Below are 14,920 nucleotides of genomic sequence, written 5' to 3'. Positions count from 1 at the left end.
TGTGTCTTTACGGTTGTCCATCAACTGGGCAGCTTAACGACTGAGCGGTCATCCCGGCTTGCAGCGCTGCGACATATTCGGTCAAAGGGCGGTAACATTGCGTTTATGCGCAAGGCCCAGACTGGCACAATCGCATTTCATTTCCTTGAACCGAGCTGCCCATGCAACTGAAAACCGCCCTGCTCTTCGCCACCCCCTGCGATGACGAGGAAGACAACATGGCGACCCTGTGCTGCCACAGCGACAAGGGCCAGATGTTCCTGCTCACCCGCTATCCGGACGAAGACACCGTCGATCTCACGCTGGACGACGAACCGTCGACGCTGGACGGGCTGAAAGTGACCTTGAGTGCCGAGCGCCTGCTGATCGAGGTTTCACCGGGGGATCGGGATGCACTCAGGGGTGATGAATCGCTGGAGATCCTGCTTACGTCGGCCGGAAGCGATCTGGAGGAAGTGGCGCTGACGCTGCGCAATATTCTCGAGGGAACGGGGACGTTCGTTTCCGAGATCTGAGACGGCGCCCCGTTGCGGGTTAGCCCGCACAGGGGCAAGGAAGCGTCGACAGCGCACACAACAAAGGCGACCCAAGGGTCGCCTTTGTGTAGTTGCCGATCAGCGCGACAACCTCACCCATTTGATTTAGCGAGAACAGTCCACATGCAGCCAGTCATACAACACCCTTGGGATATAACCCCAAGCGAGGCTATCGATCTACAGATACGACTATCTAAACTTGTAGTCAAGCAAGATCAGCTTGGGCCTATTTCTAGTATCGCAGGCATTGATGTCGCCTACCACAAAGAAAACGATACACTCATAGCCTCTATTGTTGTGGTTGACGCAGAAAGCCTGGAAATCATCGAAGAGCATGCATGGTCGGGTACGACTTCGTTTCCCTATGTGCCTGGTCTTTTTTCGTTTAGAGAACTGCCTTCTATCGTAAAGCTCTTATCGGCTATAACCCACCGACCTGACCTGATCATCTGCGACGGGCAAGGTATAGCTCACCCTCGTCGGTTTGGCTTGGCATCGCATTTGGGGGTACTTTATGACATACCCACTATTGGATGCGGAAAAAGTCGCTTCATTGGTGAATACGCACCTCCGCTTAATGAAAGGGGATGCCAATCAGGCCTGTTCGACGGCGACAAACTAATCGGGGCCGCGCTCAGGACTCAAAAAAATGTAAAACCCGTGTTCGTTTCAATCGGCCACCGAATCTCCCTTGAAACTGCCTGTCACTGGGTATTGAATGCAACACGCCACTATCGACTACCAGAAACGACCCGGCTTGCAGATCGATATGGAAGGCAGTTCTACGAACAGAACAAACACCCCATCACCCCTCCAAACTAACCTTCCGATTATTTAAATATACGTCACATTCGGGACAAAGTACCTGAAACTGGACGCACCCTTCACGCCACCAGTCAACGCAATCCTTAGCAGCCACAACTTTCAATACACTCAACTGCTGATAATTTTTCAAACACTGCAGAATTTCCGGTGTACCATTGACACCATCCAGCTCTAACTCTCTGATACAGCGCTCATTGCCCCCCATAAAAATGTAATCAACCACAGCCTTGTCAATACCATCTCCAATGAGTGAAACCCGGGACGCATACTTAAGAGACGAGAGCTCCGCTTTATCACGCAACACAGGAAACCTTATGCACCCGATCACTTGCGGTAGTTTAGAAAAATAGTCACCCAACAGAGTCAACCGCGTCAGACCTTCCAATGAAAATATCAAGGAAAACATGAAAATATTATTCTGGTGAACCGTCATCGCTTCCAGTCCACCGCCTTCGAACCACCCATAACTCTGTGGAACATCCTCCCCGATCTCGACAGTTCGCAACTGTCCATCTGGGAAATATGTTACTTCCTCTATCACCCAGCCATATTCATACAAGCGCTCGCTGACACATACATCACCACTGAACTCATAGGAAAATCCATTGTAGACACTATCCCCCCAATAAAACTGCTCCCCCGTATAGTCTCGCTCCATTTCGATACTATTACGCACCTCCCCAATAATAAACTCGCTGCGGTAGACATCAACATAGCGGCCATCTTCATACATACCTCCTCCAACCACATGACCATTCGAGAACTCCAACGCTCCCCCGGTGTAGGGTACGCCCCGAAAAGTCCACAATCCGCCCTGGTTGCTTATCGCATTTCTTTTGATAATCATCAGAGCTTCCTTCCGGTAATCACATCGGCATCCTTCAGTAAACCGCTACAGTTTGAGCACGCCTCGAATTTATCCACCTGCCCCTGCTTCGGTGCCAGCTTGTAGGTGGCCACTTTCACATCATCAATTGATACCTTGGGGTACCGAGTCCTTATTCCCACTAAACTGAAAGGGATCTTTTGACCAGATTACGCTGTTGAGTAAGACGGAGCTCTGCGGGCGAAACCAATCTTTGAATTTATTAAGCCCAATTGAATCAAGGGCAATAAATTTCATCTCACCTTTTCGATACGACACATTCGAAGTCTTTAGCTTTCCAAACCCTTGAACTACATCTCCACGCTCTATTCTTGCGTCTACAAGCAACTGATCCGACCAAATACACAATTGGCATCCTAGATAATTTTAGCCCCCACAAATTACGCCTCTCTAAAGCCCAGAAAAACCCAACACAACCACAAATTAAAAATCAGTCGCTGCGCTTTTTTTTAACCTCTACCACCTTTGACTTCACCCATATCCCTAAAGCAACTGGAACCCCGCAAGACAATCCAACAATAATAGACTTATGAATCTCCTTCCAACCAAATACCCAACAATCAAACTTATAATAACCAACAATCGACCCTACAAGGTGCCCCACCACCCCAACTCCAAAAAAAAGCAATACAGAATACACCAACAACACAGCCATCAAAAAAAAACCAACTCTTTCCAGCTTCACTTTTTATCCCCTACAGAACTGACTTGTCCCCCGACGACTTCGGAAAGTACAGAGCCAGATACGTTGCCATATATATCCGCTGCTTCTCCGACAATTGGCTTTAACTGACCAGACACTACTTGCCCTCCCTTGAAACCCATCAAGCCACCCAGAACTACTCCCAGAAGTGAATACGTCGGATCTTCACCCTTGATCAAACTTCCTAAATAAGACCCACCCGCCCCAGCGCCGAGAGTGAACCCTAACCCTCTGCCTTGAGTGGCCCCGCCAACAGTAGCAGCAATTGATGCATCCACGTAACTAAACGGCTTATCGGTGGATAACTGATCACCGATATTCGCTCCGTCGGCTGCTGGGCGCCACAAACACACCTAATGTGCCAGGAGCGTAAACCCAACCGGCGACATAATCATGACCTGGTTCCTGATGCCCATAGCTTCTTGTTAGGGGCTGTCTGAAATGTGTCTGCTCGAAAGCCAGACAAGGCGAAACGGGGCGAGAAACGGCCGGGGCTGCGCCCGACTGTACTGGAATACGTGAACGTTCCGAGCCCATTTCAATATAGCATGAGTGAGCCCAGATATATTCAGGCAGAGCTTAGATATCATTTGTTTTATTTTGATGATCAAGTTTATTCAAAAGCGCCTTTCTTTTGTTATCTTTACGCTGAGCCCTGCTATTCTCTCTCATTTCTTCTACTGAAAAACCTATGCGCCCCCCCATTTCCTGATATAGCAGGCAAGCAGCCTCCCCCTCAGCAACATATTCAACCAAAAAGGGCGTAGGAGGGGCATCTTTATTGCGAACTCCAGATTTTAAAAAGCTCACATATTCGCTCAGCACATCAGTGGCTTGTGCCACCGTCATAATGACTTGAAGTCCATCGCTATACTCACACTCCAAATACAGGTGGCCTTCAGCGTATCCCATATGGTGCGCATTTCCAAACCCCAAGTATTCGGCATGCCCTTGAAGCCCACATGCACTCAAACGATCGATCAATGCTTGAACACTGGCCGTACCACTCACATCATCACTCAACCAACCAACAATTTCGCGCACCCCTACAGGTATTTGCTCGATGCGCGCTCGCTCGCCATGTTCAGACGCGCCCAGATCATAAAATCCAAATATCGACCAATGAGGATATACGATACCTAAATTCATATTTTTCTATCCTTTCCATACACAGGCCACGCTGTGGCCCCCGTACCATCCGGCTTACCGTAGTATCCCTCTATTCTCACGCCACTAGGTGAAATCCCTCGCCACCGTTCAGTACCAGCTATAGGAGATGAATTCCTGAATGCACCCTCGATCTCTACCTGAACTTGCCGCTTGCTCCACTGCTCAGGGAAAAATGTTGTCTCTGCTTTCTTCGGGGCCCAGCTATTCGTCAGAGGATCGCGTATAGAGACATACCCTTTTGAAACACCAAATTCATCAACTTGACCAGTGATTCGAGTCACATTGACATCAGGAGACCTTAAATAATGACCACCCGTCCCAACCCTCTCACCACTCCTCAACGTATTTACTCCACCGTCGAGGATATGATCAAAGCGTATAAACGCCGTTGCGTATAACGTCTCTGTCTGTTGCCGCACCAGCTCCAGTGGGGTAGGCGACGGTTTGAAATCTTCTAGGTATTTTCCGGTATTTGGTGAAACTGCAAGAGCTGGGTCATTCCTGATAACGCCCGGGTTTCCTGGTCGTGTGGAGGCAGCGTCGCCGATTGCAACCGCCCCACCCTTGATGGCAGGAATCCCCAGTGTAGCCATCCCCAGCAGGCCGGCCACCATATTACCAGCGGCATTCCATCCATCACCATCAACCGCTTGCTTGGCACCCTGGGTAAACTGCAGCGCCCCGTTGGTCGCCGCTACAGCCCTGATCGTGCTGCCGATAGAGCCGGTCAGGAAGTAGATCGCAGGATCACCCAGGTTGGCCAAACCTTGCTGCTGCTCGCCAATGCGCAGGCTGGACTTGGCATCAAGGTAGGTCTGCTCGTCGACGCTACGGTCCCGGGTCCAGGCCAGGTTTTCAACCAGTCCCATTTGGCTGCGCTGAGCATCTGCCCACGCGAGCTTGTCCTGGCTGCTACCTGCATAGGGATAGCCATAGCCCAAGGTCTGCTCACCACTGAGCAAACTGGCGACACTTGCCTGGACGGTTGCCAAGCTATGGCTGATACCCAAGCCATTTTGGGCATCCAGTTTCCTGACGGCATCCAGTCTCTCGAAGGCATAAACCTGCAGGTATGCCGCGAGCTCGACCTTGTCATCCTGGCTAAGCAATGAGGGATCGCGCTTGTAGAGTTGCAACAGCTTGTCGCTACGCTGATCCGCGCCTTCCAGGTTGACCAGATCACGCGCGGCGTCCATTCCGCCGTCTTTGCGATAATTGTCCCTTGCCTCGTCTCGCTGCTTAGCCGAGTGGTCTCCGAGGAAGTTGTATTGCGTGCCGTTTTTGGCTACCCATGCCGCTTTGTTCAACGAGCTGGCGTCAGCATCCTCCTGACTAGCCGCCGCCAGCACCCCGACGATCTGCGAGCTCATGGTCAGCAGGTTTTCATTTCCCCCAACCAGCTTGTTGAGCTGTACCACCAGCGCTTCATTCGCGCCGGCCGCCAAGGCACCCGTTTTGAAGTCACCGCCAGTGGCCTTCGACAGCAAGCCACCCACCATCGCATGGATGGCAATCTTGGGAAGGCTGCCGTTCTCGATGCCGAACTGCTTGGTGTAATCCCCCACCGCATTGAAACTGGCTGCCGCCAGCGTATTGAACAGCGCGCTTTTCAACGCATCGCTGGCACTGCCGCCCTGCCCAAGGGCTTTGCTCAGCAGCAGGGAGGTGCCATTCTGCAACGTCTGGTTGGCTGCGAACTGACCTACGCCTTTGATCGTGTACAGTTTCGGCCCCAGGACTTTGCCCGTGACTGGGTCAGTTTTCGTTCCCGTCCAGCCATCGAAATAGGCCGCTGTCAGACCTGCAGCCACACCCGAAATGACATAGCCTTTCATCGCATCGGAGGAGGTCACATCCTTGACCACAGCCCCCAGATTGCCTCGATTATTGACGACGCTTACCGAAGCATTGGTCGCAGCGCCCGTGGCAACGGCCCCGACGGCGGCGCCAGCGACACCGCCGTTGGCCCAGGCCGCTGCGGCAGGGCCCACGACGGCCGCCATGACGATCGCAATCGCGAGCTGAGCAGCCGGCCCCAGCCCGGAATTGCTGTACTTGAACGAATCGTGGATTTCTTTGACCTGACGCCAGTCCACGCCACCTTGTGCTTCGACCTGCTTGAGCCAGGCCAGCTTGGGATCAGCCTTGACCATGGCATCGATGGACTCGCTCACCGTCTGCTGGTTGACCTGGCGCACATCCACATGAATCTTGCCAACAGCATTGATCACCAGGTCGCCTTTAGCGACCAGCTCGCTCTGGCGAACCGTTTCATCCGTACGGCCCTCGCCCTTCATGCTGAACCAGCCAACGTTGGACTTGCTCTTCTCGTGACTCTCCTGATGCAGGTCCTTGACCGCCTCGAACGTCACCGCGCCGCCACTATCGATGGTCAGGTCAGCACCCGAGGCGAGCTTCGCCCCCTGGTACAACTGATCACCACCGCTCTTGAGCGTCAGATCACCACCGCTGCTGACTTCGCTGCCCACCGCCTTGACGTCGGTGACTTCGTCGCGCTGGGTCTGCTTGCTGCCCCAGCCGCCTTTCTTGCTCATGTCGTACAGCGAGTACTGGCTGTCGTTGGCCGCCAGCAGCTCCAGCTTGTCGCCGGCCACCAGGTAGGCTTCCTCGCCGGCGCTGACTTTGCTCGCCACCAGGCGCAGGTCACGTCCGGCGTCGATGGCCAGGTCGCCGCCGGCCTTCACCACGGCAGACTGCTGCTCGACGTCATCCTCCTGTCCCTCGTACTTGGTCTTGCCCTTCTTGCCCTTGGCGTAGCTGTGCTCCTCGTTCGCCGCAGCAGCCAGGGTCACGTCGCGGCCGGCCTGCAGGGCCAGGTCGCGGCGTGCCTCGACTTCGCTGGCAACGATGCTCAGGTCCTGACCTGCCGTGGCGGTGAGGTTGCCACCTGCGCTGATCTCGCTGCCGTACTGGGTGATGCTGGTGTCGTGGCCGCTGACACGGCGGCGTTGATACTCGTGGCTGTCGACGCCTTCCTGGCTGACGATGGACAGGTCGCGACCGGCATCCAGCCTGATATCGCCACCCGCCTTGACCACCCCACCCACGTTGCCGATATCGCGCCCAGCGGTGACGGTCAGGTCGTTCGCCGCCTCGATGCGTGCTGCAGTGTCGACCAGGTCCTTGGTCACATGCTCGCCACCGGCCCGGCCTTCCAGGCGGGTGACGCTGCGTTCGTTGATCACATCGCCGGTCAGCGCGGTCAGGCTCACTTCACGACCGGCGATGATCCCGCCCTGGGCGTTGCGGATCGAGTCGGTGGCGAGCATGTCCAGGCGCCCGCCTGCTTCGATCAGCCCGCTGTTGCTGATGTTGGTGGCGCTGGCGGCGAGGTTGTTGGTGGCACGCAGGGTGCCGACGTTGACCAGGTCGCCGCCGCTGATCAGGTTGACGTCACGGCCTTGAATCAGTGCGCCGTTGGGGGCGACGCGACCGTTGGCGTGGGCCAGGTACAGCACTGGCGCCAGCACCTTCTCGCCGTTGACCTCGACCTGCTCCATCCAGACGATGTCGTGGGTCAGGGCGGCGATCTGCTCGGCGCTGAGCGACACGCCCACGCTCAGCGACAGCTTGTCCTTGCTGGCGATGGCGTTGTCCATCAGGTAGCGGAACAGCGTCTCGTCGCTGGTCATGCCATCGATGTAGCGCTGGCCGGTGCGGGCCACCACAGCTTCGCGGATCAGGCGTTGTTCGTAGAGACCGTCGCCCAGGCGCTTGATGGCCTGGTCTGGATTGACGTTGAGCTGGCCAAGCAGGTAGTCGGAGCTCAGGAACTGCTTGAGGTCGGTCAGGGCCGGGTTGGTCTCCACCAGGTATTTGTGCGAGGTGCTCGGCACGCTGCGCTCAGGGACGCCCTGGACCAGTCGAACACCCGCTGCCAGGCCATCCAGCGCCACACCGGCGCCGCTGACGGCGCCTTGGGCCGCAGCCGAGCCTTGGGCGGACAGCGTCTGCGCCGCACGGTTGTCGGCATTGGTGGTGCTGGCCAGCGGTGATATGAAGGTGCCGCTGCCTGCTTGGGTATGGTCGGCGGTGGCGCCCAGGGCATCGCCGCTGATCGCGGCCTGGCCAGTCTGGGTGCTGATGCGGAACAGGCCGTTGCTGCCTTGCGGCAGGCTGAAGCTGGGCAGCGTGACCGGGTTGACCTGGCGCTGGGCGAGGTCGGGCGGCAACTGCGGGTTGAGCGCGCGCACCTGGGTCTGGACCTGGCGCGGATCAGCCGTGGCATCGCCACGGGCCCCGATGGTACCGGCGCCGGCCTGATTGACGCGCACCACGCTGTTGTCGATGCGCTGGGTGGCGTTGATGGTCACGGCGCCAGCTGACTGCACGACCGCCGGGGCAACCACGGCGCCAGCGATCGGCGTCCTGTTGTCGATGACGTCATAGATGCTGTACTGCGGATACCCCGCAGCGGCCATGACCTGGTCGAGGGTCAGCGAGCCGGGGTTCTGGTTGAACTGGTTCTTGGCCTGGATGAACGCGTTGTACTGGCCGCGATCACGGGTATACATGCTCGCGGTGAGGTTGCGCTGCTCGCCTCCACCGGCGCCCTTGTTCTCGAACACCGCCGTGTTGATGGCGATGTCACCCGCCGCCGAAACGCTGCTGTAGTGGTTGCGGAATGCGTCACCGGCGAAGGTCAGCTTGCTGCCGGTGGTGATGAAGGCGGTGGGGGTATCGCGGTCGATGACGTCTTCCCAGCTTTCCGTTGCCGAGAAGTACAGCTCGCAGCCCTTGCCCTTGCAGCGGTCGTCGGAATAGACATTGACGTTGCCGGCGACCAGTTTCTTGGTCGAGCTCAGGAATTCCTTGCGGTTGAGCAGCGTGTCCACCGCCAGGGTCATGTTGCCGGCGCTTTCCACGCTGCCGGAGATATTGTCCAGCAGCACCGCGCGGGCACCGGCGTTGCCGGCAAGATCAAGGCCACCAAGGCTGTAGATATCGCCGTAGTAGTTGCTCAGGCTGCCGACGCGCAAGGTCATGTCATTGCCGCTGAACACCAGGCCGCGCTGGTTGCTCAGGCTGTTTGCGGCGAGCTTCACCGCCGCAGCGCCACCCAGGGTGCCGCGATTTTCGAGGCTGGCGGCCGTCACCGTCAGGCCGCCCAGGGCGGTCAGGCGACCGTCGTTGCTCAGCAGGTTGCGCGCGGTCACTGCGGTGTCGGCGCCACCGGCGAGGCTGGCGGTACTGGACAGGCGGATATCGTTGGCGCCCAGCGTCAGTGCGCCAAGGCTGCTCAGGCGGCCATTGCCGTCATAGTTGCCGGTCAGATCCAGTTGCAGGCTGCCATCGCTGGCCAGCAGGCCATGGTTGGTCCAGTCGCCGCCTCGGCCCCTGAGGCTCTCGACGGCCAGCAGCTTGCCGCTGGCGGTCTGGACGAAGCGACCGATGTCCAGCTCCAGGCGCCGGGCTTGCAGCACGCTGCTGTTGGTCCAGCTGGCAGCGGCGATGCTCAGCAGGCCATCGGTGTGCAGCACGCCGCCGGCCTGGGTGACCTTGTCGGAAGCCAGGCCGAAGCTACCCTGGCCGGTGTGCAGCAGTTGCCCGCCGCTGTTGCTCAGGCCACCAATCTGCAGGTCGAGGTCCTGGTTGGCGGTGGCCAGCACACCGTTGTCGTTGAGCAGGTTGCCCGCGACGATCAATCGGCTGGTGCCGGTCTTGCCAAGGGCGCGCAGGTTGCCGCTGCGGTTGTCGAGTTCGCTGGCGCGCAGTTGCAGCTCGCTCTCGCTTTCCAACTGGCCGAGACTGTTGTACAGCGCGCCGCTCAGGCCGAAGTCGATGCGCCCGGCGCCGATCTTGCCGCTCTGGTTGAACAGTTGCTGGCCCTGCACCTTCAGCAATCCGGCGGCGTACAGGCCACCGCCGCGGTTGTCGAGATCGGCGGTGACGATCTTGCCGTCACCGCTCAACGCCGAAAGGTAGCCGCCCTGGTTGTTCACCTTGGCGTCGGCTGCGATGTCCACGGACTGCGCCTGGGTGGTACCGCCAGCGTTGTCGAACAGGTCGCTGAAGACGCCCTTGAACAGGCCTTTGGCCGCGCTGAGCATGCCGCTGCCACTGTTGTCGAGGCTCGCCGCGTGCAGTTCGAGGTTGCCTGCCTGGCTCTCCAGGCGACCGCCGCGGTTGTCCAGGCGCTTGTCCAGGCGCACGTCGATATCGCCCTGGCTCTTGAGCGCGCCGGCCTGGTTGTCCAGGGCAACCGCGTGGATATCGAGCTTGCCGTGCTCACTGAACAGCAGGCCATCGTTGCCGTTGAGCAGATCGCCGCTCAGGCGCAACACCAGGTTCTGCTGGCTGGCCAGGTTGCCGCCGTGGCTGTTGTCCAGTGTGCCCGAATCGACATGCAGCAACCCATGGCTGATCAGCTTGCCGCCTTGGTTGTCGACACGCGCGGCCTTGAGCAGCAGGTCGGCGCCACTGACCAGGCGCGCATCGTCGGTATTGAGCAGTGCATCGGCCAAGGTCAGGTCGAGCGCCGCGCGGCTGATGAGCTGGCCCTTGCCGTTTTCCAGACGCTTGCCGGCGACGCTGATCGCCTGGCCGTTGATCTGCCCGCCCTGGTTGTCGATGACGGTGCCGTCCTGGTCGAGCGTCAGGTCACCTGTGGCGGAAATGAGGCCGCCGCTGTTGTCCAAACGATCGCCGACACTGAGGGTGATCGCCTGCTCCGAGGAGACGATGCCCTTGCGGTTGTCCAGGCTGGCCGCCGTAACCTGCTGGCGGCCCTTGCTGACCAGAGCGCCCTGGTCACGGTTGTCGAGGGCGCCTGTCAGGGTCACGGTAAGATCGCCGTCCTTGCTCGACAGCGTGCCCTCGGCGCTGTTGTTCAGGTCGCTGCCGGTGACCTGCAAGCCTTGAACGCCGGACATCAGGCCCTTGGTGCTGTTGTCCAGCTGTGCCGCCTCTACGGTCAGCCGGCCGTCGCTGAGGATGCGGCCCTGCTGGTTGTCGATGCGCTTGGCGAGCAGGCTGAAGGATTGCTGGCTGGTGACTTCGCCAGCGCTGTTGTCGAGCTTGCCCAGGCGCTGGATGATCAGCGGGCCATTGGCACTGATCAGGCCGCCCTGGTTGGTCAGGTCGCCGCCGTTGAGGTCGAGGTCGAGTTTCTGTTCACCGATCAGACGCCCCTGGCGCTGGATCAACGCACTCACCCGCAGCAGCAGATCGCCCTTGGCGGAGATCTCGCCGCCCTCGCTGGAATCGACCTGCCCGGCCACCAGCGTCAATTCGGCATCGCTGTGGATGCGACCGCCGCGCTGAAGGGCATCGGCGCCGTTGCGCACGTCGCCCGTGGTCAGGGTCATGGCCTGCTTGCTGCTCAAGGCGCCGCCACGGTTGTCGAGGCCGTCGCTGGTGACGGTCATCGCCGCCTGGCTGATGAGCTGGCCGCCCTGGTGGTTATCCAGTTGTCCGGTCGTGACGGTCAGGCCGGTGTTGCCCGACAGCAGGCCACGCTCGCTGTTGAGCACGCCTGCACTGGTGACGGTCAGCGCTGCGGCGGCAGAAAGGATGCCCTGGTCGTGGTTGTCGAGTTGACCGTCGATCACGGCCTTGAGGGCCTTGCCGCTGGCCAGGGTGCCGCCGCTGAAGTTATCGAGGCTGGCAGCCTCGACGTCGAGATCGTGGCTAGCCGACAACACGCCCTTGAGGCTGTTGTCCAGAACACCGGCAATGCGCAGGGTCAGGTCCTGGGCGCTGATCAGGCGTCCGCCACGGTTGTCGAGGCGGTCGGCGACCAGGCTGAAGCCGCGGTCGCTGGAAATCTCTGCGCCGTTGCGGTTGTCCACCGCGCCGATCTGGCGCAACAGCAGGCTGCCTGGCGAGCGCAGCAAGCCCCCGTCGCGGTTCACCAGCTGGCCGTGCTGCAGGTCGAGGTCAATGCCGGTCCCGCTGACCAGTTGCCCGTGGTCATGCTGGTCGAGGCCGGTCAGCGTCGCATCGATCTGGCCGGAGGCACTGATACGGCCGCGGGCGCTGTTGTCGAGCTGGGTGGCGACCAGCAGCAGGCTGCCGGCACCGATCTTGCCCTTGGCGCTGTTGTCGATGGCGCCGCTGCGCAACTGGGCATGGCCAGCTGCACTGATGGCGCCGCCCTGGCTGTTGTCCAGGCGGGCGGCGTCAAGTACCAGCCCGGCATCGGTCACCAGAATGCCGCCCTGGTTATCCAGCAGCCCTTGGCTGGTCAGGCCCATGGCAGCGATGGCCGAGACCTTGCCGCCCTGGCGGTTACGCAACGTGCCGGCGTTCAACGTGAGGGTGCCGTCACTGACGATGAGGCCGGCGTCGCTGTTGTCCAACTGGCCGTCCAGGGCCAGCTCGATATGCTTGTGGCTGCTCAACCGGCCGCCGTTGTTGAGCAGTTCGGTGCCTTTCAGGCTCAGGCTGTCGTAGCCGCTGAGCAGGCCCTTGCTCTGGTTCAGCAGGCGCTGGACGGTCAGGGTCAGGCCACGGTCGCCAATGACCTTGCCAGCCTGGTTGTCCAGCAGTGCGCTGGCGTCGAGCACGACCTTGCCTGCGCTGGAGATCTCACCCTGCTGGTTGAGCACGCGCGCCGCGCGGATGTCGACCAGATTGGTCGCGCCAATCCCGCCGCCGTTCTGGTTGTCGATCGTGTTGGCGGTGAGCAGCAGGCTGCCCAGGCTGGTCAGCCTGCCGCCCTGCTGGTTCAAGGTGCCCAAGTGGGCTTCGAGGTCACCCTTGGCCGTGATGTTACCCAGGCGTTGATTATCGACTTTGTCGGCGATCAGCTCGAGGCGGCCATCGCTCTGCAGGTGGCCGGCATCGCTGTTGGCCAGGCTGCCAACTTCGATGTGGGCCTTGCCCTTGGTGGTGGCTACGCCCTTGTCGCGGTTGTCGAAGTCCCCACCGGTGACGGACAGCGAGCGGTCGGCAAGCACCAGACCGCCACGGTTGTCGAGGCGTTCGCCATGCAGTGAAAGATCGCCGACGCTCGACAGCATGCCGTTGTCGCGGTTGTTCAGGGTGGCCACTTTGACGGCCAGGGTGCCGTCGCTGAGCAGGTTGCCCTTGCCGCTGTTGTCCAGGCCCACGGCTTTGAGATCGAGCAGACGCTTGGCCGAGATCAGCCCGAGGCGGTTGTCGATGTCGGCGCTGGCGACGATCAGCACGTCGCCGCCCAGCAACTGCCCGCCGCTGTTGAGCAGCCCGGCGGTGGTGATGTCGAGGCGATCGGCCTTGAGCTTGCCGCCGTTCTGGTTGTCCAGCAGCGCGCGGGTGGTCAGCCTGGCCTGCTGGTCGCTGCCGATCAGACCGTTGCCGCGGTTGTCCACCTGGGCGGCGGTGACCTGCAGATCCCCCTGGCCGACCACGCGGCCGCCACGGTTGTCGAGGTTGCCGGTGATATCCAACACGGCCTGGCCCTTGCCTTGCAGCAGGCCTTGCTCACGGTTGTCGATCGCACCGCCCGTGGCTTTCAGGGTGTCGTCGGCCAGCACCTGGCCTTTGCGGTTGTCCAGCAGGCCTGCGGTCAGCGTGGTGGCGCGGCCCTTGAGGCTGCCACCCTGGTTGTCGAGCGTGGCGCTGCTGTCGATCTCGAGGTTGCGGTTGGCGACCACGCTACCGCGGTTGTGCAGGGTCTGGCCCTTGAGGCTCACATCGCCCTGGGCGTTGCGGCTGTTGTCTGGCTCCACGCCGGCTTCGATGATGCCCTGGTTGTCGATCCGCGCGCCCTGCACGCTGATGCTGCCCTTGGCGGCGAGGCTCTGGCCGACAGTCACATCGTCACGCACACGCACGGTGGCGCTGCCGGCGGTGTAGGTCTTGCCGGTCAGCTCGGCGCTTTGCGCGGCAATCTTCAGGTCGCCGGCGCTGGAGGTCTGGGCAAGCGTCACCTTGCCGTTGGCGTCTACCTGGATATCGCCGGTGGTAGCAGCCATGTTGCCGGCCAGCTTGACGCCCACGCCCTGCTCGGTGCCGACCAGGCGGATGGTGTTGGCATACATGCCGCCCAGCGCCGAGCTGTCGATGGCCAGCAGAGGCTTTTCGCTGCCGTCATCGGCACGCGGGGTGGCCTGCAGGGTATCGGCCTGGACGTCGTTGCGCCCGGTGACGATGTTCAACTGCTTGGCGTGCAGCTCGGTATTGAGCTTGGCACTGCGGGTGATCAGGTCGAACTGGTCGAGGTTGGTGGCGTTGAGCGCATCGCCCTCGATGGCGATGTCGCCGCCATCGACCTGGAAGCGGTCCAGGCGCTCGCCGTCCATGATCGGCTTGCCGGTGGTGAGGGTCGCCCGTGGCGTGTTGATGAAGCCGCAGCCGTTGCAGGTGATGCCGTGGGGGTTGGCGACGATGACCCGTGCCGCCTGGCCCGCCACCTCGGTGTAGCCTTGCAGGGTACTGCGGTTGCCGCCGGTGACCTGGTTGAGGATGACCTGGGCCGCCTGCCCCCTGAGATTGGGGTTGCCGACGATGATGCCGCCCAGTTGAGTCGACTGGGTCTTGCCGGTGGCGTTGTTGAGGATCAGCCCGTTGCTGCCGACGTTGTAGTCACGGAAGGTGTTGCTCGACAGGCCGCTGCCGTTGGGGGTGGCGATATTGACGATCGGCACCCCGTTGCCGGCCTGGTTGATGCTGGTGTTGGCATTGGCCGCCGCATCGACGGTCAGCTGTGCAGCCGTGCTGACGATGGGGTTGAGAAACATCACGCCAGCAACGATCAGGGCGATGCACTGGTTCAGTGGGGTGCGGATATCCATGTCGAACAAACTCCAGTCGCAGCTCAGGCCAGTTGCCGGCCTGCCCCGCAAGGGGCAGCGA

Annotated in this window: 6 protein-coding genes; 2 read left to right on the top strand and 4 right to left on the bottom strand. The window is 60.2% G+C overall.

Annotated features, from left to right (window positions below; translation table 11 throughout):
* Positions 1-161 precede the first annotated feature (161 nt).
* A complete protein-coding gene (locus IAE40_RS11635; RefSeq protein ID WP_063543983.1) occupies positions 162-515 on the top strand; it encodes a hypothetical protein in 354 nt (117 codons plus the stop codon).
* 144 nt (positions 516-659) lie between these two features.
* Positions 660-1,358: a deoxyribonuclease V gene (gene nfi, locus IAE40_RS11630; RefSeq protein ID WP_082420915.1), complete on the top strand. Its 699-nt coding sequence runs from the start codon at positions 660-662 to the stop codon at positions 1,356-1,358.
* Here the strand turns inward: nfi and IAE40_RS11625 are convergent.
* The 4 genes from IAE40_RS11625 to IAE40_RS11610 form a co-directional block, all read right to left on the bottom strand.
* Positions 1,342-2,208 (bottom strand): hypothetical protein, encoded by an 867-nt coding sequence (locus tag IAE40_RS11625; RefSeq protein ID WP_200603199.1) that lies wholly within the window; start codon positions 2,206-2,208, stop codon positions 1,342-1,344. The two genes, nfi and IAE40_RS11625, sit on opposite strands and share 17 nt — an antisense overlap.
* Positions 2,209-2,677: 469 nt before the next feature.
* On the bottom strand, positions 2,678-2,932 hold the full coding sequence (locus IAE40_RS11620; protein ID WP_200603198.1) for a hypothetical protein: 255 nt from the start codon (positions 2,930-2,932) through the stop codon (positions 2,678-2,680).
* Between the two features lie 597 nt (positions 2,933-3,529).
* Positions 3,530-4,099 (bottom strand): hypothetical protein, encoded by a 570-nt coding sequence (locus tag IAE40_RS11615; RefSeq protein ID WP_200603197.1) that lies wholly within the window; start codon positions 4,097-4,099, stop codon positions 3,530-3,532.
* On the bottom strand, positions 4,096-14,859 hold the full coding sequence (locus IAE40_RS11610) for a two-partner secretion domain-containing protein (protein ID WP_200603196.1): 10,764 nt from the start codon (positions 14,857-14,859) through the stop codon (positions 4,096-4,098). The genes IAE40_RS11615 and IAE40_RS11610 overlap by 4 nt, the downstream gene beginning before the upstream one ends.
* Positions 14,860-14,920: the final 61 nt, after the last annotated feature.

This window comes from Pseudomonas sp. S44 (assembly GCF_016624805.1).
Lineage (GTDB): Bacteria > Pseudomonadota > Gammaproteobacteria > Pseudomonadales > Pseudomonadaceae > Aquipseudomonas > Aquipseudomonas machongensis.
The sequence above is the reverse complement of the archived record's forward strand: the minus strand, read 5'-3'. Positions and strand labels throughout refer to the sequence as shown.

Coding starts and splice junctions, on each gene's coding strand:
- IAE40_RS11635 (WP_063543983.1), top strand. CDS start 162: ATGCAACTGAAAACCGCCCTGCTCTTCGCCACCCCCTGCGATGACGAG.
- nfi (WP_082420915.1), top strand. CDS start 660: ATGCAGCCAGTCATACAACACCCTTGGGATATAACCCCAAGCGAGGCT.
- IAE40_RS11625 (WP_200603199.1), bottom strand. CDS start 2,208: ATGATTATCAAAAGAAATGCGATAAGCAACCAGGGCGGATTGTGGACT.
- IAE40_RS11615 (WP_200603197.1), bottom strand. CDS start 4,099: ATGAATTTAGGTATCGTATATCCTCATTGGTCGATATTTGGATTTTAT.
- IAE40_RS11610 (WP_200603196.1), bottom strand. CDS start 14,859: ATGGATATCCGCACCCCACTGAACCAGTGCATCGCCCTGATCGTTGCT.